Annotated in this window: 17 protein-coding genes, 1 tRNA gene, 1 other RNA gene and 1 pseudogene; 10 read left to right on the top strand and 10 right to left on the bottom strand. The window is 53.8% G+C overall.

The window, feature by feature from the left end:
* From HV037_RS16005 to lrp, 7 genes are all read right to left on the bottom strand, one after another.
* On the bottom strand, nt 1-618 hold the full coding sequence (locus HV037_RS16005; protein WP_003035741.1) for a DMSO/selenate family reductase complex B subunit: 618 nt from the start codon (nt 616-618) through the stop codon (nt 1-3).
* A 10-nt stretch (nt 619-628) separates the two neighbouring features.
* Nucleotides 629-3,073 carry a dimethylsulfoxide reductase subunit A gene (gene dmsA / locus HV037_RS16010; protein ID WP_049269642.1) on the bottom strand — a complete coding sequence of 815 codons (2,445 nt, stop codon included), beginning with the start codon at nt 3,071-3,073 and terminating at the stop codon, nt 629-631.
* Between the two features lie 236 nt (nt 3,074-3,309).
* Complete coding sequence (gene serS, locus HV037_RS16015) at nt 3,310-4,602, bottom strand: serine--tRNA ligase (RefSeq protein ID WP_003831902.1); 1,293 nt, start codon at nt 4,600-4,602, stop codon at nt 3,310-3,312.
* Nucleotides 4,603-4,694: 92 nt separating this feature from the next.
* The gene (gene rarA / locus HV037_RS16020) at nt 4,695-6,038 is read right to left on the bottom strand and encodes a replication-associated recombination protein RarA (RefSeq protein ID WP_016152429.1); all 1,344 of its coding nucleotides are present in this window, start codon (nt 6,036-6,038) and stop codon (nt 4,695-4,697) included.
* Nucleotides 6,039-6,048: 10 nt separating this feature from the next.
* Nucleotides 6,049-6,660, bottom strand: coding sequence for an outer membrane lipoprotein chaperone LolA (gene lolA, locus HV037_RS16025; protein ID WP_003831898.1), 612 nt, complete (start codon nt 6,658-6,660; stop codon nt 6,049-6,051).
* A gap of 111 nt (nt 6,661-6,771) precedes the next feature.
* On the bottom strand, nt 6,772-10,677 hold the full coding sequence (gene ftsK / locus HV037_RS16030; RefSeq protein ID WP_181500115.1) for a DNA translocase FtsK: 3,906 nt from the start codon (nt 10,675-10,677) through the stop codon (nt 6,772-6,774).
* 134 nt (nt 10,678-10,811) lie between these two features.
* On the bottom strand, nt 10,812-11,306 hold the full coding sequence (gene lrp / locus HV037_RS16035) for a leucine-responsive transcriptional regulator Lrp (protein ID WP_002439523.1): 495 nt from the start codon (nt 11,304-11,306) through the stop codon (nt 10,812-10,814).
* Nucleotides 11,307-11,853: 547 nt separating this feature from the next.
* On the opposite strand from lrp, the gene trxB reads away from it, so the two are divergent.
* From trxB to infA, 6 genes and pseudogenes are all read left to right on the top strand, one after another.
* Nucleotides 11,854-12,822 carry a thioredoxin-disulfide reductase gene (gene trxB, locus HV037_RS16040; protein WP_103283672.1) on the top strand — a complete coding sequence of 323 codons (969 nt, stop codon included), beginning with the start codon at nt 11,854-11,856 and terminating at the stop codon, nt 12,820-12,822.
* 114 nt (nt 12,823-12,936) lie between these two features.
* Complete coding sequence (cydD, locus tag HV037_RS16045; protein WP_103283671.1) at nt 12,937-14,703, top strand: cysteine/glutathione ABC transporter permease/ATP-binding protein CydD; 1,767 nt, start codon at nt 12,937-12,939, stop codon at nt 14,701-14,703.
* A complete protein-coding gene (cydC, locus tag HV037_RS16050) occupies nt 14,704-16,425 on the top strand; it encodes a cysteine/glutathione ABC transporter ATP-binding protein/permease CydC (RefSeq protein ID WP_094761268.1) in 1,722 nt (573 codons plus the stop codon).
* A gap of 44 nt (nt 16,426-16,469) precedes the next feature.
* Nucleotides 16,470-17,174, top strand: a complete 705-nt coding sequence (gene aat, locus HV037_RS16055; protein ID WP_016152424.1) for a leucyl/phenylalanyl-tRNA--protein transferase — start codon at nt 16,470-16,472, stop codon at nt 17,172-17,174.
* Nucleotides 17,175-17,532, top strand: a pseudogene (locus tag HV037_RS16060) (hypothetical protein). It abuts the gene before it with no gap.
* Nucleotides 17,460-17,678: a translation initiation factor IF-1 gene (infA, locus tag HV037_RS16065; RefSeq protein ID WP_002211347.1), complete on the top strand. Its 219-nt coding sequence runs from the start codon at nt 17,460-17,462 to the stop codon at nt 17,676-17,678. The pseudogene HV037_RS16060 and the gene infA overlap by 73 nt, the downstream one beginning before the upstream one ends.
* Before the next feature lie 79 nt (nt 17,679-17,757).
* Here the strand turns inward: infA and HV037_RS16070 are convergent, their stop codons facing one another.
* Entirely contained in the window at nt 17,758-18,669 is a 912-nt protein-coding gene (locus tag HV037_RS16070; protein WP_103283670.1) for a LysR family transcriptional regulator, read from the bottom strand.
* Nucleotides 18,670-18,777: 108 nt separating this feature from the next.
* Between HV037_RS16070 and HV037_RS16075 the strand changes: the two genes are divergently transcribed.
* The 4 genes from HV037_RS16075 (at nt 18,778) to HV037_RS16090 (ending at nt 20,750) form a co-directional block, all read left to right on the top strand.
* Entirely contained in the window at nt 18,778-19,638 is an 861-nt protein-coding gene (locus HV037_RS16075; protein WP_103283669.1) for a pirin family protein, read from the top strand.
* A 16-nt stretch (nt 19,639-19,654) separates the two neighbouring features.
* Nucleotides 19,655-20,332 (top strand): isochorismatase family protein, encoded by a 678-nt coding sequence (locus HV037_RS16080; protein ID WP_016156101.1) that lies wholly within the window; start codon nt 19,655-19,657, stop codon nt 20,330-20,332.
* A gap of 149 nt (nt 20,333-20,481) precedes the next feature.
* Nucleotides 20,482-20,569, top strand: a tRNA-Ser gene (locus HV037_RS16085).
* Between the two features lie 44 nt (nt 20,570-20,613).
* Nucleotides 20,614-20,750: non-coding RNA, RtT sRNA (locus HV037_RS16090), on the top strand.
* Nucleotides 20,751-20,839: 89 nt separating this feature from the next.
* Here the strand turns inward: HV037_RS16090 and rlmC are convergent.
* Both rlmC and HV037_RS16100 read right to left on the bottom strand, forming a co-directional pair.
* Complete coding sequence (gene rlmC, locus HV037_RS16095) at nt 20,840-21,967, bottom strand: 23S rRNA (uracil(747)-C(5))-methyltransferase RlmC (protein ID WP_019076382.1); 1,128 nt, start codon at nt 21,965-21,967, stop codon at nt 20,840-20,842.
* A gap of 41 nt (nt 21,968-22,008) precedes the next feature.
* Nucleotides 22,009-22,497: a YbjO family protein gene (locus HV037_RS16100; RefSeq protein ID WP_016152418.1), complete on the bottom strand. Its 489-nt coding sequence runs from the start codon at nt 22,495-22,497 to the stop codon at nt 22,009-22,011.
* Between the last annotated feature and the right edge of the window lie 5 nt (nt 22,498-22,502).

Genomic DNA, 22,502 nt, shown 5'->3' on the forward strand with positions numbered 1-22,502 from the left:
TTACACCTCCTTCGGATTGGCCAGATAACCTGTAGTATCCCCGGTCGGACGGCTATTGGCGTTAGGTTTGATGACAATACTTGGTTTGGTAAAGTGCGCGCCCGGCAGTGGCGCTACCGCAGCCAAAGTACCATGTTTTTTGCGCAGCTCTTCAATCGGACCAAAATCCAGCGCACGCAGTGGGCAGGACTCCACGCAGATAGGTTTCTTGCCTTCAGCGACGCGCTCATGGCAGCCATCACATTTAGTCATATGCCCTTTTTCAGCATTGTACTGTGGCGCGCCGTAAGGACAGGCCATGTGGCAATACCGGCAGCCAATGCAAACATCTTCGTCGACAACGACAAAACCATCTTCACGTTTGTGCATCGCGCCGCTCGGACAAACCTTGGTACAGGCTGGATCTTCACAGTGGTTACACGCAATGGAGAGGTAATAAGCAAAGACGTTCTGATGCCAGACGCCGTTGTCCTCCTGCCAGTCGCCGCCTGCGTATTCATAAATGCGGCGGAAGCTGACTTCCGGGGTTAAATTTTTGAAATCTTTGCAGGCCAGTTCGCAGGTTTTGCAACCGGTGCAACGGCTGGAATCAATAAAAAATCCATACTGGGTTGTCATCGGTTACTCCTTACGCCTTTTCAACCTGAACAAGGTTCGTGTGTGACGGATTCCCCTTTGCGAGAGGAGACGGACGCTGGGTCGTCAGGACGTTAATACAACCGCCCTGATCCACGCGTTTTGCATCCGGGTCATACCAGGCCCCTTCGCCCAATGCCACCACGCCGGGCATCATACGTGGCGTCACTTTCGCCTCAATATGCACTTCACCACGATCGTTAAAGATACGTACCTTGTCGCCGTTGTTAATACCGCGTCGCTGCGCATCCATCGGGTTGATCCACATTTCCTGGCGGCAGGATGCTTTCAGGACATCGACGTTGCCATAGGTCGAGTGAACGCGAGACTTATAGTGGAAGCCGGTCAGCTGCAAAGGGAATTTCTCCACCAGCGGATCGTTTAAGCTTTCAAAGCCTGGGGTATAAATCGGTAGCGGATCAATTACATCACCTTCCGGCAGTTCCCAGGTTGCCGCGATCTCGGCAAGCTGCTGCGAATAAATTTCGATCTTACCTGACGGCGTGGTCAGCGGATTGGCTTTAGGATCCTCACGGAATGCCTTGTACGCCACATGATGTCCTTGCGGATCGCGCTGTTTAAAGATCCCTTGCTGACGGAATTCTTCAAACGTAGGCAGTTCAGGAATCGCTTTGCGCGACTGCTCATACAGATGGCGCATCCACTCTTCCTGAGTACGACCTTCTGTAAACTGCTGCTCAACGCCAAGGCGCTTCGCCAGCTCGCTAGTCATCTGGTAGATAGTCTTGCATTCGAAGCGTGGTTTGATCGCCTGATCGGTGAAAATCACATAGGACATGTTCCCGCATGAGGCATCCAGCGCGAAATCCATCTGTTCGGAGGCGGTGCAGTCCGGCAGCAAAATGTCTGCGTATTTCGCCGAGGAAGTCATATGACAGTCGATGACGACGATCATCTCGCACTTCTTCTCGTCCTGGAGGATTTCATGCGTGCGGTTAATATCAGAGTGTTGGTTAATCAGACAGTTACCGGCATAGTTCCAGATCATCTTAATAGGAACATCGAGCTTGTCTTTGCCGCGTACGCCGTCACGCAGGGCCGTCATCTCCGGGCCTCGCTCAATCGCGTCCGTCCACATGAACATCGAGATGCTGGTTTCAACAGGGTTTTCCAGCGTTGGCATACGCTCAAACGGCAAACTGTATGAGCCCTCACGCGCCCCGCTGTTGCCGCCGTTGATCCCAACGTTACCGGTCAGGATAGCGAGCATAGAAATGGCGCGGGTCGCTATTTCACCGTTAGCATGACGCTGCGGCCCCCACCCCTGGCTGATGTATGCCGGTTTAGCGCTACCTATTTCACGCGCCAGTTTGACGATACGTTCAGCGGGAATACCGGTAATCTGCGCCGCCCACTCCGGGGTCTTGGCAATGCCGTCCTTACCCTGCCCAAGAATATACGCCTTATAGTGACCGTTCTTCGGTGCGTCGGCCGGTAAGGTTTTCTCGTCGTAACCCACGCAATATTTGTCGAGGAACGGTTGGTCAACCATGTTTTCGGTGATCAGGACATACGCCAGACCATTGACCAGCGCCGCATCAGTACCAGGACGGATCGGGATCCATTCATCTTCACGCCCCGCACCGGTATCCGTATAACGGGGATCGATAATGATCATGCGGGCATTGGATTTCTGTCGCGCCTGTTCAAGGTAATAGGTTACGCCACCCCCGCTCATACGGGTTTCACCAGGGTTATTACCGAACAGAACCACCAGCTTGCTGTTTTCAATGTCGGACGGGCTGTTACCGTCAGCCCAGCCGCCGTAGGTATAGTTCAACCCGGCAGCGATTTGCGCTGAAGAGTAGTCACCGTAGTGATTAAGATAGCCGCCGCAGCAGTTCATCAACCGTGCTACCAGCGTTTTACCCGGCGGCCACGAGCGCGTCATAGTGCCACCCAGCGTACCGGTACCGTAGTTCAGGTAGATAGACTCATTGCCGTAGTCTTTGATAAGACGCTGCATATTGCTGGCAATGATGTCGTAGGCTTCATCCCAACTGATGCGCTCAAATTTTCCTTCGCCACGCTTACCAACGCGTTTCATCGGGTATTTCAGACGATCGGGATTATAGACTCGGCGACGCATGGAACGACCACGCAGACAGGCGCGTACCTGGTGCAGACCGTCATAGTTGTCATCGCCGGTGTTGTCGGTTTCGACATACTTTATTTCACCGTCGACCACATGCATACGCAGCGGGCAGCGGCTGCCGCAGTTCACCGTACACGCGCTCCAGATCACTTTCTCATTAATCGGTGTCGGATTAAGGGCTTCTGCAGCATTTGCAATACGGGTAAATGGCAGGGTAAACGCGCTACTGGCCACCGCCAGTCCGCCTATCGCCGTCGTTTTCACCAAACCGCGGCGACTAACCTCAGCTGCCAGCACGGCATCGGGGATCTTAGTTTTCATAGTGGCTCACTCTGCTGCTCACAATAAACAAAATACAAATATTCGATGTATAGTTTTTTATATAACGTTAATATCGATATACAGGCTGGTAGAAACTGAATTTGCTAAAAGACAGAGAAAAATACTGACTTTCATTCGAAGTCAGTATTACCCCTATGGGAGTAGTCGTTATTGTCCGACGTCAAACGGGCATAAAAAAAGCGCCCTGAGGCGCTTTTTTAGCAGAGGAAGGTAGCTTAGCCGATGAATTCCAGGCCATTCATGTACGGACGTAATACTTCCGGAACCTGAATGCGGCCATCAGCCTGCTGATAGTTTTCCATTACCGCAACCAGCGTACGCCCAACCGCCAGACCGGAACCGTTCAGAGTATGCACTAAACGGGTCTTTTTGTCGGATTTGCTGCGGCAACGCGCCTGCATACGACGAGCCTGGAAATCCCACACGTTGGAGCAAGAGGAGATTTCGCGATAGGTGTTCTGCGCCGGGATCCACACTTCCAGATCGTAAGTTTTGCATGCGCCGAAGCCCATGTCGCCAGTGCACAGGATGATTTTGCGATACGGCAGCCCCAGTAGTTGCAGGACCTTCTCGGCATGGCCGGTCATCTCTTCCAGCGCGTCCATCGAATCTTCCGGGCGAACAATCTGCACCATCTCAACTTTATCGAACTGGTGCATACGGATCAGACCACGCGTGTCACGACCGTAAGAACCTGCTTCAGAACGGAAGCACGGCGTATGCGCAGTCATTTTGATCGGCAGCGCATCTTCATCGATGATCTCGTCGCGCACCAGGTTGGTCAGCGGAACTTCTGCCGTTGGGATCAGCGCATAGTTGCTGCTGTCAGCTTCTTCATCCAGCGGACGGGTATGGAACAGATCGCCAGCGAATTTCGGCAGTTGGCCTGTACCGTACAGCGTGTCATGGTTAACCAGATACGGGACGTAGTTTTCGCTATAGCCATGCTGTTCAGTATGCAGATCCAGCATGAACTGAGACAGCGCACGGTGCATACGCGCAATCTGCCCTTTCATGACCACGAAACGAGAGCCGGTCAGCTTAACCGCAGCGGCGAAATCAAGACCCGTGTGCATTTCACCCAGGGTAACGTGATCGCGCACTTCGAAATCAAACTCACGCGGAGTACCCCAGCGGCTGACTTCGACGTTGTCATTTTCATCTTTACCCACCGGAACGTCGTCCGCTGGCAAGTTAGGAATAGTCAGCGCAATGTCGCGGATCTCGGCCTGTAAGGTATCAAGTTCAGCTTTCGCGGCATCCAGCTCTTCGCCCAGTTTGTTCACTTCCAGACGTAAAGACTCGATATCTTCCCCGCGCGCTTTTGCCTGGCCGATGGATTTCGATCGCGAGTTACGCTCTGCCTGCAGGTTTTCAGTTTGTACCTGCAGAACTTTACGACGCTCTTCAAGAGCGCGCAGCTTATCTACATCCAGCTTAAAGCCCCGGCTTGCCAGTTTTTCTGCGACTGCGTCTGGCTCATTACGCAGCAGATTGGGATCGAGCATGCTTATCCTGTGCTTATCGAATTAAAATAGGAGAAAGTGACCACAGCCTGCGGTCACAGGGATACAGAGACAACATTACCGCAACGATAACACTAACGGTAGCGTTTTATAGGGCTATTTTGATCCTGTCCGGCGAGCCAGGCGAGCTTTTCGCCAATCTTGCCTTCAAGACCTCTGTTTGTGGGGCGATAATAGCGCGTTTGTGCCATTTCCTGCGGGAAGTACTCTTCTCCGGCGGCATAGGCATTAGGCTCATCATGGGCATAACGATACTCCTGACCGTAGCCCATCTCTTTCATCAGCTTAGTCGGCGCATTGCGCAGGTGAACCGGCACGTCGTAATCCGGACGTTCGCGGGCATCAGACAACGCGGCTTTAAAGGCGGTGTAAACCGCATTACTCTTTGGCGCACAGGCCAGATAAACAATCGCCTGAGCAATCGCGCGTTCGCCTTCCGCGGGTCCCACGCGGGTAAAACAGTCCCATGCGGAAATCGCCACCTGCATGGCGCGGGGATCGGCATTGCCGACATCTTCTGAGGCAATCGCCAGACAGCGACGGGCAACGTACAGCGGATCGCCACCAGCGGTAATAATTCGCGCATACCAATAAAGCGCCGCATCTGGGGCGCTTCCACGTACCGACTTGTGTAATGCGGAGATGAGATCGTAAAAACGATCGCCTTTATTATCGAAACGCGCACTACGTTCACCGGCAATTTCGGTGAGCAATTCTGGTTTCAATACGCGCTTGCCGGAATCATCAACTTCGGCCATATCGGCCATCATTTCCAGCGTATTCAGCGCCCGCCGCGCGTCACCATTAACCAGTTCGGCAATAGCCCGACGCGTTTCTGGCGGCAGAACAATATCCTGGCCGCCATAACCACGCGCTTTGTCTGACATCGCCTGGTCCAGCACCTGTTCAATGTCGTCGGAAGTTAACGATTTCAGTAGATAAACGCGTGCACGCGACAACAGCGCCGAGTTGAGCTCAAACGAGGGGTTTTCAGTGGTGGCGCCAATAAACGTAATGGTACCGTCTTCGATATGCGGTAAAAACGCATCCTGTTGGCTTTTATTAAAACGGTGAACTTCGTCCACGAACAGGATCGTGCGTCGACCCGCGTTACGGTTCTGACGCGCACGCTCAATCGCTTCACGAATTTCTTTCACGCCAGACGTAACTGCCGAAATTCGTTCGACATCGGCGTTGGCGTAACGGGCAATAACTTCGGCAAGCGTCGTTTTCCCGGTCCCCGGCGGTCCCCATAAAATCATGGAGTGCAGATGCCCGGCCTCAATGGCGCGCGGCAAGGGTTTGCCCGCAGCCAGCAGATGCTGCTGGCCGATATACTGCGCTAAATTTTCTGGCCGCATACGCGCGGCCAGCGGCTGAAAAGTATTATCAGAAAAGTCGAGCGACAGATTGCTCACTCACACGCCTCTACTTACGTTGATCGTCAACCGTTACACCTTGCGGCGGGGTAAAGGTGAATTTAGAGGGTTCAATCGCACCATTCTGCTGAGATTTCAGCTGATAGCTGCTGCGCTGATCGTCTTGTTCAACGGCGCTGAACTGGTGGATCGTCCCGTCACGCCCAACATTGATAGTAAACTGCTTAAGGTTACCGCTGCTGGTTTTTGGCGTCAGCACGAAATCATCGCCATTTTGCTTAATATTGTACTGCTGCCAGTCGCTGGCCTGGTTACGTGCAATCAGCATAAACGGCGTGTTGCCCGTGGCGTCTTTCAGCCATGTCGCAGTCGCCTGCTCAACAAACGGGTTAAAGAACCACAGCGTTTTACCATCGGAAACCAGGATGCTCTCGTCAGGCTGCGTCATATGCCAGTTAAACAGATTAGGACGTTTAACCCATAAGTCACCCTGACCTTCCTGCACCGCCGCACCGCTACCGTCCGTGACCTTCTGAGTAAAACTGGCATGGAAGCTACTGACTTTATCCAGGCGGCTTTTCAGGTCGCTGGCAGCATCTGCCCAGACGCTGCTCACCACAAAGCTCGACAATAATGCACAGGTGATTGCGATTCTTTTCATTGTTATTCCTCAAAATACGTCACTCCCAACGGGGAGATCCCTCTGCTATCCATTTCAGGCCAAAAATCAGCATGAGGAAAGTAGAAAATACTGAATTACTTAACTTTGCAATCATTCGAAGGGCGGTGGAGCCAGCACTTCACGATTACCATTATGCCCTTGCTCGCTGACAATTCCCTGCGCTTCCATCTGTTCGATGATACGCGCCGCTCGGTTGTAACCGATACGGAACTGACGCTGGACGCCGGAGATTGAGGCTTTGCGTTTCTGGGTGACAAAGTTTACCGCCTGATCGAACAGCGGATCCAACTCTTCGCCACCATCAAAGCCGCCACCGCCGCCTTCGCTTTCGCTGTCAGACGTTATGCCGTCAACGTATTGTGGACGACCGCGCGCTTTCCAGTCCTGAACCACAGCGTGAACTTCTTCATCGCGTACAAAGGCGCCGTGTACTCGCACTGGGATCGTTGAGTTTGGTGCGGAATAAAGCATGTCACCCATACCCAACAGCGATTCCGCGCCGCCCTGGTCAAGGATGGTACGCGAGTCAATTTTACTGGACACAGTAAAGGCGATACGCGTTGGGATGTTCGCTTTAATCAGACCAGTGATAACGTCAACCGACGGTCGCTGGGTCGCCAGCACCAGGTGGATCCCCGCCGCACGCGCTTTTTGCGCCAGACGAGCAATCAGTTCTTCCACCTTTTTACCCACGGTCATCATCAGGTCGGCGAATTCATCCACCAGCACAACGATATACGGCAGTTTTTCCAGCACCGGATGCTGAACATCCATACTGTCGCCCGGCTTCCAGTACGGGTCCGGAATCGGACGCCCCATACGGGCGGCTTCAGCAATTTTTTCGTTATAACCGGCAAGGTTACGCACACCAAGCGCCGACATCAGCTTGTAGCGACGTTCCATTTCATTGACGCTCCAGCGCAGGGCGTTGGCAGCATCTTTCATGTCGGTCACAACTTCAGTCAGCAAATGCGGAATGCCTTCATAAACCGACAGTTCCAGCATTTTCGGGTCAATCATGATAAAGCGAACGTCTTCCGGCTGCGCCTTGTATAACATGCTGAGGATCATGGCGTTCACCCCAACCGACTTACCGGAACCGGTTGTCCCTGCCACCAGCAAGTGCGGCATTTTCGCCAGATCGGCAACCACGGGTTCGCCCGCAATATCTTTACCCAGTACCACGGTCAGCGGAGATGAGTTATCACGGAATTTGGCGTTATCCAACACTTCGCGCAGATAAACGGTTTGACGTTTTTTGTTGGGTAACTCTAGCCCGACATACGGTTTGCCCGGAATTACCTCGACCACGCGTACCGCTGCGGTCGATAATGAACGCGCCAGATCTCGCGACAGGTTGGAAATACGCGCCGCTTTAACTCCAGGCGCAAGATTAAGCTCAAAGCGGGTAATAACCGGACCAGGTGAGTAGTTCACCACATCGGCTTTAATGCGGAAGTCCGCCAGACGAGCCTCCACCAGACGAGCCATTTGCTCCAGAGCGAAAGTATCTATCGGCTCAACCTCACTCGGCGGCGGCGTGAGCAGATCCAACGATGGCAGCGGCGTACTTGGACGGTGCGCCGGACGACTGTCGCCATTACGCATCAGGAGCGGATGGATCAGGCTATCCTGCGGCGGCGCTGTAACAGGCTGCGCCGGCTGCTGATAATGCTGCTGCGGTGCGACTGGCTGCGCTGGCTGCTGATAATGCTGTTGTGGTGCAACTGGCTGCGCCGGCTGCTGATAATGCTGCTGTGGTGCGACAGGCTGCGCCGGCTGCTGATAATGCTGCTGTGGTGCGACAGGCTGCGCCGGCTGCTGATAATGCTGCTGCGGTGCGACAGGCTGCTGGTACTGCGGCGCAGGCTCCGGCATTACGCCTGGAGTAAATAGCGGCTCATGTGGACCATCATCCACCAGCGTTTTCATTGGCGAAAATTCAAAGTCATCAAGCGAGAACGGATTCGCTCCGGCAGGCTGTTCACCGGAATAGCGCTGCTGCTGGGAAGAGGCAAACTGGCGTGCCAGTTCTGCTTCTGCGGCTGAATCATCATCAGTCTGACTGGCATCATCCTGATACTCGTCGCCATAGCGGTGCTGCTGCGACTGGGCGAACTGACGCGCCAGCTCATCTTGCTGCATTGCGTCAATTTCTTCGTCACTGTACGCATCTGTATCAAGATGCTCTTCGCGCGCTTTCTCTTCAGCCATACGTTGTGACGGCAGTTTTATGCCATACGACGCCAGCTCCCGACGAGTAGGCACGCGCACACGATTCGGACGCGGTAACTGCGGACCAATCCCCTCTTTCACCTGTGGACGCGGTGCACCGCTACCCGCAAGACTAAAGACAGGTGCTGCGGCAGCCGCACTCGCCCCTAAAGCGGCGTTTTTCACCCCAGCGGCCAGCGGCGCAGCGGCAGCAACTGACTCAACGGGCGGTATGGATGCTGCCGTCGGCATAGACGGCTTAACACGTTCAGGCTCCTGAGCAGGCTCTGGAATCGGCTGATACCAGGCGGCCAGTTGCTCGCGCTCACGTGCACGTTTCTCTTCAACTTCTTCAAAATAGTAGAGTGGCGGACGAGTCGGTTTAACCTCTTCAACCACCGGCTCAGGTTCCACTACAGGCGGTTGTTCAACCGCAGGCTGCTGGAACGCGGCGTTTTGTTGAAAGGTTGATTCCGGCTGATAAACAGGTTGCTGCACGGGCTCCGGCTGATATGCAGGTTCCGGCTGCCAGTTGTGCTCCGCGGTAAATCCCTGCGGCTGCGGACTCTCCTCCACAACCGGCGGCTGCCATGGTTCATACTGCTGCTGCACCGGTGGCTGTGCGTAGTGGGCTGGCTGAGGATACCCCTCAGGTGCTGGCGCAATCACCGCATCACCGGTTTGCGGACCAGGCACGGCTTGCCAGGCTACGGCTGGGGCCGGTTGTTCCATAACAGTATTGGTCACTGGCGATGTTTGCAGCAGCGGATCAACCGGTGCGATCCAGGCCTGAGCTGCCGTTGTCGCTGCCGCTGCGGCGGCAACTGGCTCTGTCACCGAATGGCCATTCAGCAGTGGGTCAAGTTCGTCATATTCAGGCAGCGTCGCACGATTACCGGAGAACAGCACATCGTTAGGATCGGCAACCACGCCACGAGCGCTGTATTCAATTTCATCTTCATCATCCATGCGTTTGCCGGAAAACAGCGCAGCATCAGTATGACGGCCAAGCGGGTTGGTAAATTTCTCCGCCAGACGCTTACGGCGCGCTAACGCACCGCGCAGAATACGCGCCCGACGCGATTCATCAGGTTTGCCATCAGCGGCGTCGAAAGACTCATCTTCATCTTCATATTCTTCGTCATCGACCCAGGTATCGTCGCGGCGGGTACGGTTGCTGGCAAACGTCAGGATATTGAGTAACCAGCCGCCCAGTTTTTCCGCAATGCTCACCCATGACCAGCCGGTAAACAGCGTTAATCCCGCAGCCCAAATGCACAATAGCGTCAGCGTACCGCCGCTACTGTGCAGTAATGGTTGCAACGTGGTGCTGAGCAGGCTGCCGATCACGCCGCCAGAGGCGAAATACCAGATGTCATCGGCATTGATTGCGGCAAGCCCGCAGGAGGTAAGGATCAGCGCCAGAACGCCAATAATACGCAGCGAAACGGCAAAATAATCGACGTATTCGTCGCTGGCCTGGTGTCGCCATGCAAACCAGCAGCCGCCGACAATGATGACGGGAATGGTGTAGGCCATGACGCCAAAAATAAAGAACAGTGTGTCTGCCAGCCATGCTCCGGGTATTCCCCCAAGATTATGGATAGGTTCGTGCCACGCGGTTTGCGACCAACTGGGATCCGAAGGGTTAAAGCTGAGTAAGGCAGCCATCAACCAGACGGCAAAAAGGGCAATAAGGATCAGTAGCGCTTCCAGGAGTCGGCGCCCGCTGCTTAACTTCGTCAATGTGACGTCTTTGTCTTCAGTGTATTCCTGGCTCAAAAACGGCTCTCCAGGTTTCAGGCTTTTCCTGCCCGATGCTAAAACGGACAACAGCACCGGGTTGCCCCGGCACTGTTGCTGTATGGATTAACAGGAGTGTAATCAAACTGCGTCGATTTTGCACCTGTTCCGTGTTAGCGCGTCTTAATTACCAGACGATTGCTCTGTTTGACTTCTTCCATTACGACATAAGTACGTGTGTCATTCACGCCAGGCAGACGCAGCAGGGTTTCCCCCAACAGCTTACGGTACGCCGACATATCCGGTACGCGTGTTTTCAACAAATAGTCGAAATCACCGGAAACCAAATGACACTCTTGAATTTCTTCAAGTTTTTGTACTGCAGAGTTAAATTGCTCAAACACATCCGGGGCGCCACGATTCAGAGTAATCTCAACAAAAACCAGAAGTGATGCATCCAGATAATGCGGGTTTAACAGCGCTGTATAGCCCTGAATAAAACCCTGTCTTTCCAACCGACGCACACGCTCAAGGCAGGGCGTTGGTGAAAGTCCCACACGTTTAGAAAGCTCGACGTTAGAAATACGCCCATCCTTTTGCAGCTCATTAAGAATGTTACGATCGATACGGTCGAGATCTTTGCCAGGGCGCTTCTTACTATCTACCATTATTATTGTCTCTCTGTATTCCTTCCCTACTCCTGCCTGACTCTACCAACATCACTGTTCAGAGTCGCTACCCATCAAAATAAACCGCAACCCAGAGGGATTTTCGGTTTGTAATGCCTGGGCTTATGGTGAGAAGACCGTTGCCTGTCGGCGGCTATCGACATCACGAATGGCATCTGTCCACACCATGCGTAGATTTCGCTAACACGGTAAACATGGTATCTACATGCATGATTATGCAGCACATACATGACACATTTTTTTTCTTCCTTGACTGTTTTCGCAAAACAGCAGGTGATTGTCAAAGCAAAACATCGATTTTTAGTACAACATGCCAGTTATTCATTCGCAGTGATGGAAAATCGTCATTTTATCACCTTATAACTGACCGATTTTTAGTAGAAATCGTTATAGTATTACGACTAATTCCCCCGCTCATCGGTTTCTTCTATTACACATATTGTTAACAAAATCGCCATACTCTTTTTTTACGCCTGTAAATTCCCTACAATCCTGCTCATTGCCTGCCAACAACAATGGGGATCTCATGGGCGCAACCAAACACAGTAAACTTCTTATTCTGGGCTCAGGCCCTGCGGGATATACCGCTGCGGTCTACGCTGCACGCGCTAACCTGCAACCGGTACTGATTACCGGTATGGAAAAAGGTGGTCAACTGACCACAACAACAGAAGTGGAAAACTGGCCTGGCGATCCGCACGATCTCACTGGCCGGCTGCTGATGGAGCGTATGCACGAACATGCGACCAAATTTGATACAGAAATCATTTTTGATCACATCAGCAAAGTTGATCTGCAAAACCGCCCTTTCCGTCTGACCGGCGATAGCGGAGAGTACACCTGTGACGCACTGATCATCGCTACCGGCGCATCAGCACGTTACCTGGGCCTGCCTTCAGAAGAAGCATTCAAAGGCCGCGGCGTTTCCGCCTGCGCAACCTGCGACGGTTTCTTCTACCGTAACCAAAAAGTTGCGGTGATTGGCGGTGGCAACACTGCGGTTGAAGAAGCACTGTATCTGGCGAATATCGCATCTGAAGTGCATTTGATTCACCGTCGCGACAGTTTCCGCGCTGAGAAAATTCTCATCAAGCGTTTGATGGATAAAGTTGAAAACGGCAACATCGTGCTGCACACCCACCGCACGCTGGAAGAAGTAACCGGCGATCAAATGGGCGTAACCGGGCTGCGCCTGCGCGATACGCAAAACACTGACAATGTGGAGTCACTTGACGTTGCCGGATTGTTTGTCGCTATCGGTCACAGCCCGAATACTGCCATTTTCGACGGTCAGCTTGAACTGGAAAACGGCTACATCAAAGTTCAGTCCGGTATTCACGGTAATGCCACACAAACCAGCATCCCGGGTGTCTTCGCAGCCGGTGACGTAATGGATCATATTTATCGCCAGGCGATCACCTCTGCGGGCACAGGCTGTATGGCCGCGCTCGATGCAGAACGTTATCTCGACGGTCTGGCGGACGCTTGCAAATAAGTTTTACAAATCAGTAACAAAAGTAAAAAAGGCGACTATAAGTCGCCTTTATTTTTGCCTCGTTGTAACATTGCCCTGCCCAAAAATTCCAATAACTCACCTGCTAAGCGTGCAATGAATAAAACCCGTCAAAAAGAGCTGACCCGCTGGTTAAAACAGCAAAGTGTAATTTCCCAACGATGGCTGAACATTTCACGCCTGTTGGGGTTCGTGAGTGGTCTGTTAATCGTCGCTCAGGCCTGGCTCATGGCCCGCATTCTGGACCATATGATCATGGCCAATATTCCCCGAGAGGCGCTGCTGCTTCCGTTCATCGTGCTGGTATTGATTTTCATCCTGCGGGCATGGGTCGTCTGGTTACGCGAACGGGTCGGGTTTCACGCAGGGCAACATATTCGCTTTGAAATTCGCCGCCAGGTGCTTGACCGTCTGCAACAGGCTGGTCCGGCCTGGATACAGGGCAAACCGGCCGGGAGCTGGGCCACGCTGATCCTGGAGCAGATTGACGATATGCATGATTACTATGCACGTTATCTGCCGCAAATGGCGCTGGCCGTATGCGTCCCATTATTGATTGTGGCGGCGGTATTCCCGTCAAACTGGGTAGCCGCCCTTATTCTGCTCGGAACAGCCCCGCTGATCCCGTTATTTATGGCAATGGTCGGTATGGGCGCTGCCGATGCTAACCGCCGCAATTTTCAGGCTCTTGCCCGCCTCAGCGGTCATTTCCTCGATCGTCTGCAGGGTATGGAAACGCTAAGAATATTTGGTCGCGGTGAAGCCGAAACGGAAAGCATCCGCGCTGCGTCGCAAGATTTCCGCCAGCGCACCATGGAAGTCCTGCGCCTGGCGTTCCTGTCATCCGGTGTCCTTGAGTTCTTTACCTCTCTGTCTATTGCGCTGGTGGCGGTTTACTTCGGTTTTTCCTACCTCGGAGAGCTCGATTTCGGCCACTACGGGACGGGCGTCACGCTGGCAGCAGGCTTCCTCGCGCTCATTCTGGCGCCGGAGTTTTTCCAGCCCCTGCGTGATCTGGGCACGTTTTATCACGCCAAAGCGCAAGCCGTTGGTGCAGCAGATAGTCTGAAAACCTTCATGGAAACCCCGCTGGCTCATCCAGAGCGTGGCGACATTGAGCTGGCGACGAAAGACGCCGTTTCAATTGAGGCACACGATCTGATTATCACTTCGCCGGAAGGTAAAGTGCTGGCCGGCCCGCTCAACTTTACCCTGGCAGCCGGTCAACGCGCAGTGCTGGTTGGACGCAGCGGTTCCGGTAAAAGTTCGCTGCTTAATGTCCTGTCCGGTTTCCTCTCTTATCGGGGATCGCTGCGAATTAACGGCTTTGAGCTTCGCGACCTGTCACCTGATTCCTGGCGTAAACAGCTGTCATGGGTCGGGCAAAATCCGCAGCTTCCTGCCGCCACGTTACGCGAAAACGTTCTGCTGGCTCGCCCCGATGCCAGCGAAGAACAGCTACAAGCCGCACTCGACAGCGCCTGGGTCAGCGAGTTTTTACCGCTGCTGCCGCAGGGCGTGGATACGCCAGTAGGCGATCAGGCGGCCCGACTTTCCGTCGGGCAAGCGCAGCGCGTTGCCGTCGCTCGCGCCTTACTCAATCCCTGTCAGTTACTGCTGCTGGACGAACCCGCCGCCAGCCTTGATGCGCACAGCGAACAACGCGTGATGCAGGCGTTGAGCGCGGCATCTCGCCGCCAGACCACGCTGATGGTGACGCACCAGTTGGAAGATCTTGCCGACTGGAACGCTATCTGGGTGATGCAGGATGGACAGATCGTTGAACAAGGTACCTGGACCGAACTTAGCTCAGCCAACGGGGCTTTTGCGACATTACTGGCTCATCGTCAGGAGGACATCTAAATGCGCGCTTTGCTACCTTATCTGACGCTGTATAAACGTCACAAATGGATGTTAACGCTGGGGATCGTTCTGGCGATCGTCACGCTGCTGGCAAGTATTGGTTTGCTGACGCTTTCAGGGTGGTTCCTGTCGGCTTCTGCGGTGGTTGGCGTCACCGGGATTTACAGCTTTAACTATATGCTCCCTGCCGCAGGCGTACGCGGCGCAGCGATCACCCGCACCGCGGGGCGTTATTTCGAACGACTGGTCAGCCATGACGCAACATTCCGTGTGCTGCAGCATTTGCGTATTTATACCTTCAGCAAACTACTGCCGCTCTCTCCTGCGGGCCTGTCCCGTTATGGACAGGGTGAATTACTTAACCGCGTGGTGGCTGATGTCGACACGCTCGATCATCTGTACTTGCGCGTGATCTCCCCGCTGGTAGGGGCTTTTGTCGTCATCATGGTGGTCACGCTGGGGCTAAGCGTTCTCGATTTCACGCTGGCTATCACCCTCGGCGGTATTATGCTGCTGACCTTATTTATTCTGCCCCCACTCTTTTATCAGGCAGGCAAAAGCACCGGACAAAGTCTGACGCATCTGCGTGGGCAATATCGTCAGCAGTTAACCTCATGGCTACAGGGCCAGGCTGAATTGACCATTTTTGGCGCCAGTGAACGCTACCGCGCTCAAATGGAAGCCACCGAGCTGCAGTGGCACGAAGCCCAGAGACGCCAGTCTGAATTAACGGCGTTGTCGCAGGCGGTCATGCTGTTAGTCGGCGCGCTGGCAGTGATTATGATGCTATGGATGGCCTCAGGCGGCGTGGGCGGTAACACCCAGCCAGGCGCATTGATCGCGCTGTTTGTCTTCTGTGCACTAGCCGCGTTCGAAGCGTTAGCGCCTGTCACCGGCGCATTTCAACATCTCGGCCAGGTTATTGCCTCTGCGCTGCGCATCACCGAACTGACCGAACAGCAGCCAGAAGTGACCTTCCCGGATGCGGGTTCCTCGGTTTCAGAGCAGGTAACCCTTACGCTACGCGATGTGTCGTTCAGCTATCCAGGACAGGCGCAAAAGGCGCTCGATACACTTTCCCTGCAGGCCAACCCCGGTGAACACATTGCGATTCTCGGTCGCACCGGCTGTGGTAAGTCAACGTTATTGCAATTGCTAACCCGCGCATGGGATCCGCAGAGTGGCGAGATCCTGATTAACGAACAGCCGATTGCGACCCTTAGTGAAGCCACGCTGCGCCAGAGTATCAGCGTCGTGCCACAGCGCGTGCATCTGTTCAGCGCTACGCTTCGCGATAACCTGTTGCTGGCGGCACCGCACGCCGGCGATGACGCCTTAACCGCGATGTTGTGCCGCGTCGGTCTGGACAAACTGCTTGAGGATGATGGACTCAACGCCTGGCTGGGCGAAGGCGGTCGTCAGCTTTCTGGCGGCGAGCTCCGTCGTCTGGCTATCGCCCGCGCCTTATTGCACGATGCTCCGCTGATGCTGCTGGATGAACCTACCGAAGGGTTGGATGCCACAACGGAAAGTCAAATGCTTGAATTAATTAGCGATGTCATGCGCAACAAAACCGTATTAATGGTTACACATCGTCTGCGTGGGCTGTCACGTTTTGATCAAATAATAGTAATGGACAACGGACAAATTATTGAGCAAGGTAATCACGCAGATCTGTTAGCCAGGCAGGGGCGTTATTACCAGTTTAAGCAACGTCTGTAAGCTATTATTGAACGATCAAACTCGCGTAGTGGAGTTTCGCTGTCATGCGCCTGGTGCAACTGTCCCGCCATTCCATAGCCTTCCCGTCACCGGAAGGCGCTTTACGCGAGCCTAACGGTTTGTTGGCGCTTGGCGGCGATCTCAGCCCTGCCCGCCTGCTGATGGCCTATCAGCGCGGTATTTTCCCATGGTTTTCACCTGGCGACCCTATCCTTTGGTGGTCGCCCGATCCGCGCGCCATTCTTTGGCCCGAGAAATTTCACCTCAGCCGCAGCATGAAACGCTTTCATAAAAATTCGCCTTATCGCGTGACGCTCAATTACGCGTTTGGTCAGGTGATTGAAGGCTGCGCGAATGACCGGGAAGAAGGCACCTGGATAACGCATGATGTGGTGGATGCTTACCATCGGCTGCACGAACTGGGGCATGCCCACTCAATTGAGGTGTGGCGACAAAATGAATTAGTGGGCGGTATGTATGGCGTGGCGCAAGGTACGCTGTTTTGTGGCGAATCGATGTTCAGCCGTCAGGAAAATGCGTCCAAAACCGCACTGCTTGTTTTTTGCGCTGAATTTATCCGTCAGGGCGGAAAATTAATCGACTGCCAGGTATTAAATAGCCACACAGCCTCGCTGGGCGCCGTCGAAACACCGCGTCGGGAGTACCTTGAGCACCTGAGCAGACTACGCCAGCAGCGGCTACCGAGCCATTTCTGGATTCCCAGGACGTTATTTTCACCTCAGGAGTGAATGTTTTCGGCACATTTTTTGTCGGGGTGTTATAATTGTCGCGCAGAGTTGGTTTAGCCCATTACCCCGCCGCCGTTAAGGAACAGTTCGCGTCAGGCAACGCCTATCGTTTATCTCCTCGTTCCCTTACACGTTGCGCTTTAAGTGCGGCTTTGCCGTGTGTGGATAGAGTAATGCGCCAAACCCGATTTGCTGTGTTTTAAACGCACAAATCTTTACTTATTAAAAGAACTTCGGCATTATCTTGCCGGTTCAAATTACGGTAGTGATACCCCAGAGGATTAGATGGCCAAAGAAGACAATATTGAAATGCAGGGTACCGTTCTCGATACGTTACCTAATACCATGTTCCGCGTAGAGTTAGAAAACGGTCACGTGGTTACTGCACACATCTCCGGTAAAATGCGTAAAAACTATATCCGCATCCTGACGGGCGACAAAGTGACTGTTGAGCTGACCCCGTACGACCTGAGCAAAGGCCGCATTGTCTTCCGTAGTCGCTGATTGTTTTTAACGCCCGAATGGCGTCCAGATAATAAAAGGTCGGTTTAACCGGCCTTTTTTGTGGACTGAGGCCTGGTATTTAATCCTCAATCATCCGCGCATATTCTTCCGTTAAGAAATCCACTAATGCGCGCACTGACGGTAATAATCCCCTGCGTGATGGAAAGACTGCGTGAATAATTTCTCGCTTAGGTTCCCAACCGTCGAGCAACGCCACCAACTCACCCGCAGCTAATTGATCTTTTACCATCAACTGTGGAAGTTGAACAACACCTACGCCGGCGACTGCGGCTTCGCGTAACGCCAGCATATCGGTGGTGATCATACGCGGCGTGAAATGCACCTCCGCCCGCGCGCCCTGCGGGCCGAATAACTCCCAACGATGCACATGTTTACCAGAGGCCAGACTCAAACCTGGCCAACGGGTCAGCTCTGCCGGAGAGTGTAGCGCCCCCATCTGCTCAATTAACTGCGGGCTGGCATACAAGCGATGCCCTCTGTCCGCCAGGACGCGCATCACCAGGTCGCTATCCTCAAATGGCCGAGGTCTGACGCGAATCGCCACATCCAGACCTTCTCCAACGACGTCAACACGACGGTTAGTGGCCTCCAGTTGTACTGATACGTCAGGATAACGTGCCATAAAACGGGCAAGCATTGGCCCGATATGCACATGCAGCAACGTAACAGGACAAGTCAGCTTCACAACGCCACGCGGTTCAACCTGTAACGCGGCAATGGCATCCTGCGCCGCCTGCGCCTCCACCAGCATCGCCTTACAGTGTTCGTAAAAGGTTTGCCCGACTTCAGTCACGTTAAATTGCCGGGTGGTTCGCTGAATCAGTCGTACCCCCAGCCTCTCTTCGAGTTGCGCTATCCGTCGGCTCAGTTTTGATTTTGGTTCATCAAGCGCCCGACCCGCCGCCGCGAATCCCCCTTCCTCTACAACATGCACAAACCATGCAAAATCATTGAGATCCGGCATTGTCATTTCATTGTCCTATTTTTGAGACAGTGAGAGCTATTTTAGCTACTACTCAGCTCGCTGTCATGAATATAAGCTTATTCACATCAAAACAACGCCACTGAGGAGACACATATGAAACAAGTAACAGGCGTCTACACCGCACCTCGCCCACACTGGGTTGGCGATGGATTTCCGGTTCGCTCGATGTTCTCTTACCAGTCTCATGCGGAGCAATTAAGCCCGTTCCTGCTGCTTGATTACGCGGGTCCGCATACGTTCACGCCGGGTAACGAAAAACGCGGCGTAGGTGAACACCCTCACCGCGGTTTTGAGACGGTGACTATCGTTTACAGCGGCGAAGTTGAACACCGTGATTCGACCGGTCGCGGCGGCATTATCGGCCCTGGCGATGTGCAGTGGATGACCGCTGGTGCAGGAATATTACACGAAGAGTTCCACTCCCCGGAATTTACCCGTCAGGGCGGTGAACTGGAAATGGTGCAACTGTGGGTCAATCTGCCGGCAAAAGACAAAATGGCCGTACCGGGTTATCAGGGCATCAGCAGCGATGTTATTCCCACCGTCGCCTTGCCCGATGATGCAGGCAGCGTTCGCGTGATCGCGGGTAGCTATCAGGATACGAAAGGCCCGGCACACACCTTTTCACCGCTGAACATCTGGGATATGCGCCTGCAACGTAATCATCAGCTGACGTTGTCCCAGTCTGAAGGGTGGAGCACCGCCCTGGTGGTATTAAAAGGGAATATCACCGTAAACGGCACCACGCCTGCCGGCGAAGCACAACTGGTAGTGCTAAGCCAGCAGGGGAAAACGCTACACATTGAAGCCACCAGCGACGCCAGCGTGCTGCTGCTGTCTGGCGAACCGTTGAACGAGCCGATTGTAGGTTACGGTCCGTTTGTGATGAATACGAAACAAGAAATCGCTGAAGCCGTCCGCGATTTTAACTCCGGCCGCTTTGGCCAAATCTGAATCGAAGGAGAAGAATATGTCCAGTCCTGCAAACTTTAATGGTTCACGTCCGGTCATCGATGTGAATGATTCTGTCATGCTGCTTATCGATCATCAGAGTGGGCTGTTCCAGACTGTCGGCGATATGCCCATGCCGGAACTGCGTGCGCGTGCCGCCGCGCTGGCTAAAATCGCAACCCTGGCGAAGATGCCGGTAATTACCACGGCATCGGTACCGCAGGGGCCTAACGGCCCGTTGATCCCAGAGATCCATGCCAATGCGCCACATGCCCAATACGTAGCACGTAAAGGCGAAATCAACGCCTGGGATAACGAAGACTTCGTGAAAGCGGTCAAAGCAACGGGTCGAAAGACGCTGATTATCGCCGGTACGATCACCAGCGTGTGCATGGCTTTCCCGGCCATCAGCGCGGTTGCGGAGGGCTACAAGGTCTTCGCAGTGATCGACGCTTCCGGTACTTACAGCAAAATGGCGCAGGAAATCACCCTGGCACGTGTTGTTCAGGCTGGCGTGATACCGATGGATACCGCCGCCGTCGCTTCTGAAATTCAGGGGACATGGAACCGTGAAGACGCCGCTGAATGGGCGGAAGTGTATACCAAAATCTTCCCGGCTTATCAGTTGCTGATCGAGAGCTATAGCAAGGCCCAGGAAGTCGTGACCAACGGCGAAAAACTGGACTCGCAGCGCTAATCATATTCTCCGCGCCTGTCCGGGCGGAGGAATATGTACATTGCGTAACCAAACGAGAGTTAACACGTAAATTCTGCTTGACCGTTTTAGCGCAACTCCCTATAGTAGCGCCCCGTTGCCCCCCAAGCGGTCAGGCAGCAATACAATATGGTGAGGTGTCCGAGTGGCTGAAGGAGCACGCCTGGAAAGTGTGTATACGGCAACGTATCGGGGGTTCGAATCCCCCCCTCACCGCCATATTCGAGAAAGAGCTCGTACGTAAGTACGGGCTTTTTTTTCGCATGTTGCACGCCTGCGGGGGGATGAGAAGCCCCGACCGGGGTTCGACCACTGGCGCAGCCAGTTGGACAGACTGAGAGCGCAGCGAACAGGCTGCCCGAAGGGCGAGCGAAGCGAGTCAATCCCCCCCTCACCGCCATATTCGAGAAAGAGCTCGTACGTAAGTACGGGCTTTTTTTTTCGCATGTTGCATTTGCCTGATAAGCGTAGCGCCATCAGGCATGTCGGTTATTGTCGGCTGAGCAGAGTTAACACTTCGTAATGCGCGGTATGTGGGAACATATCAAAAAGTTGGACGCGTTCAATGCGATATCCAGGCAACTCGCGGATATCCTTTGCCATGGTTTGTGCATTACAGCTGGAGTAAACGATAAAACGCGGCGCCATGCGGGAAAGAAAATCGCACAGCGGCTTCCCAATCCCCCGACGAGGCGGATTCACCAGTACCAGGTCCGGCACTTCTCCCTGCGCGGTAGCAAACTGGGTTGAATCCAGCGCCTGAAAATGCAGATTCTGCAACCCAAGCTCCTGCGCCGACTGTTTCGCGCAGGTAATGGCCTCTGGCGCAATTTCAATACCCGTCAGTTTCATCTGCGGCGTGGCGCAGTGCAAACCAAAACCCCCGACGCCGCAAAACAGATCCCACATGTGATTAACCGGAAGCTGACGAACCCAGTCGCGCGCCGTGGCATATAAATGCCCAGCCACCACAGGGTTGGTCTGGAAGAAGCTCTGTGGGCGTATCCACAATGGCACATCGTTAAAGCGTTCAGCCAGCGCCTGTTGTTCCGTCAGGAAGATTTCGCTCTCCCCTTCCATAATCGCCATATGCACAGGTTGAATATTGGCGGTGATCACTTTTAACTGCGGAAGCTGCGCCTGTAACCATGGCAGCGCCGTACGCAGTTGTGCCAGTTTCGCATCGGAGCGCAGAACAAAACGCAGCATCATACCGCCATCAAACCGGCTTTCCGTTAACAGCAGATATTTCAGCTCCCCGCGTTTGCGCGCCACGTTATAGGGCGTCAACCCCGCACGGGCGATAAACGGTTTTAGTGCGGCAAACACCGGCGCAAAAGACTCAGGATAGAGCGGACACTCGCACAAATCCTCCGGCGTACCGTCACGATGCAGCATCCCCAGCAGCGGTTTTTCCACGCTGCCGCTGACCACCATTTTGGCTTTATTACGAAAAGCGCTCTCCGGGCCGCTGACCGGCGCGCACCATTCTCCGACCGGATAATCGGCCAGCAGATTCTGCAGATCGGCTGTTTTGGCGAAGAGTTGATCGGCGACAGGCTGCGTTATCCACTGACAAGAGCGGCAGCGTTCGGCCTCATAAAGTGCGCACTGCATACAAAAACCTACAAATTAACAGGGGGCGAAGATTATACACGTTATTGCAAGCGGAAGAACCGCCTGCTGGACGCAGGAACAAACAGCAGTAGCAACACCAGCATATCCGGCAATTTTTGCATCACCAGCGTATGCAGGATTTCACGTCTGGACTCTCCCGCAATACTGAACAGTTCCGGATATCCATAGCCCAATGAGGCCGCCCACAGATAGACGCTGGCGATAATCTGGGTCAGTAGATAGACCCAGCGTGCCCAGTTCCGACCTTTAACCAGCGAAAATGCGCAGTAAATTTCGATAAACAGCAGCACCAGGCTACCCAGAAACACCAGCGTCAAATTCCAGGTCTGGACGCTGCGATGAATAAACTCGCTGGTTCCGCGAAACCCGAGCGTATTAAAAATCATCAACAGATCGAGACAGCGGATCATGATAATAGCCAGCGCCGCCACCTGCACTAAAGTAGGGACGTTTAAACGGGCATGTGATGTGGATGATTTCTTAAAAAATCCCAACGCGTCGTCTTCCATGAAAA

Origin of the sequence: Citrobacter sp. RHBSTW-00017 (assembly GCF_013797615.1) — a bacterium.
GTDB lineage: Bacteria > Pseudomonadota > Gammaproteobacteria > Enterobacterales > Enterobacteriaceae > Citrobacter > Citrobacter braakii.

Bases quoted from the DNA above. Each gene is read 5' to 3' on its own strand.
- cydD (WP_103283671.1), top strand. From the start codon at position 12,937: ATGAATAAAACCCGTCAAAAAGAGCTGACCCGCTGGTTAAAACAGCAA.
- lrp (WP_002439523.1), bottom strand. From the start codon at position 11,306: ATGGTAGATAGTAAGAAGCGCCCTGGCAAAGATCTCGACCGTATCGAT.
- infA (WP_002211347.1), top strand. From the start codon at position 17,460: ATGGCCAAAGAAGACAATATTGAAATGCAGGGTACCGTTCTCGATACG.
- cydC (WP_094761268.1), top strand. From the start codon at position 14,704: ATGCGCGCTTTGCTACCTTATCTGACGCTGTATAAACGTCACAAATGG.
- trxB (WP_103283672.1), top strand. From the start codon at position 11,854: ATGGGCGCAACCAAACACAGTAAACTTCTTATTCTGGGCTCAGGCCCT.
- HV037_RS16005 (WP_003035741.1), bottom strand. From the start codon at position 618: ATGACAACCCAGTATGGATTTTTTATTGATTCCAGCCGTTGCACCGGT.
- HV037_RS16070 (WP_103283670.1), bottom strand. From the start codon at position 18,669: ATGACAATGCCGGATCTCAATGATTTTGCATGGTTTGTGCATGTTGTA.
- HV037_RS16075 (WP_103283669.1), top strand. From the start codon at position 18,778: ATGAAACAAGTAACAGGCGTCTACACCGCACCTCGCCCACACTGGGTT.
- HV037_RS16100 (WP_016152418.1), bottom strand. From the start codon at position 22,497: ATGGAAGACGACGCGTTGGGATTTTTTAAGAAATCATCCACATCACAT.
- rlmC (WP_019076382.1), bottom strand. From the start codon at position 21,967: ATGCAGTGCGCACTTTATGAGGCCGAACGCTGCCGCTCTTGTCAGTGG.
- lolA (WP_003831898.1), bottom strand. From the start codon at position 6,660: ATGAAAAGAATCGCAATCACCTGTGCATTATTGTCGAGCTTTGTGGTG.
- dmsA (WP_049269642.1), bottom strand. From the start codon at position 3,073: ATGAAAACTAAGATCCCCGATGCCGTGCTGGCAGCTGAGGTTAGTCGC.
- serS (WP_003831902.1), bottom strand. From the start codon at position 4,602: ATGCTCGATCCCAATCTGCTGCGTAATGAGCCAGACGCAGTCGCAGAA.
- HV037_RS16080 (WP_016156101.1), top strand. From the start codon at position 19,655: ATGTCCAGTCCTGCAAACTTTAATGGTTCACGTCCGGTCATCGATGTG.
- aat (WP_016152424.1), top strand. From the start codon at position 16,470: ATGCGCCTGGTGCAACTGTCCCGCCATTCCATAGCCTTCCCGTCACCG.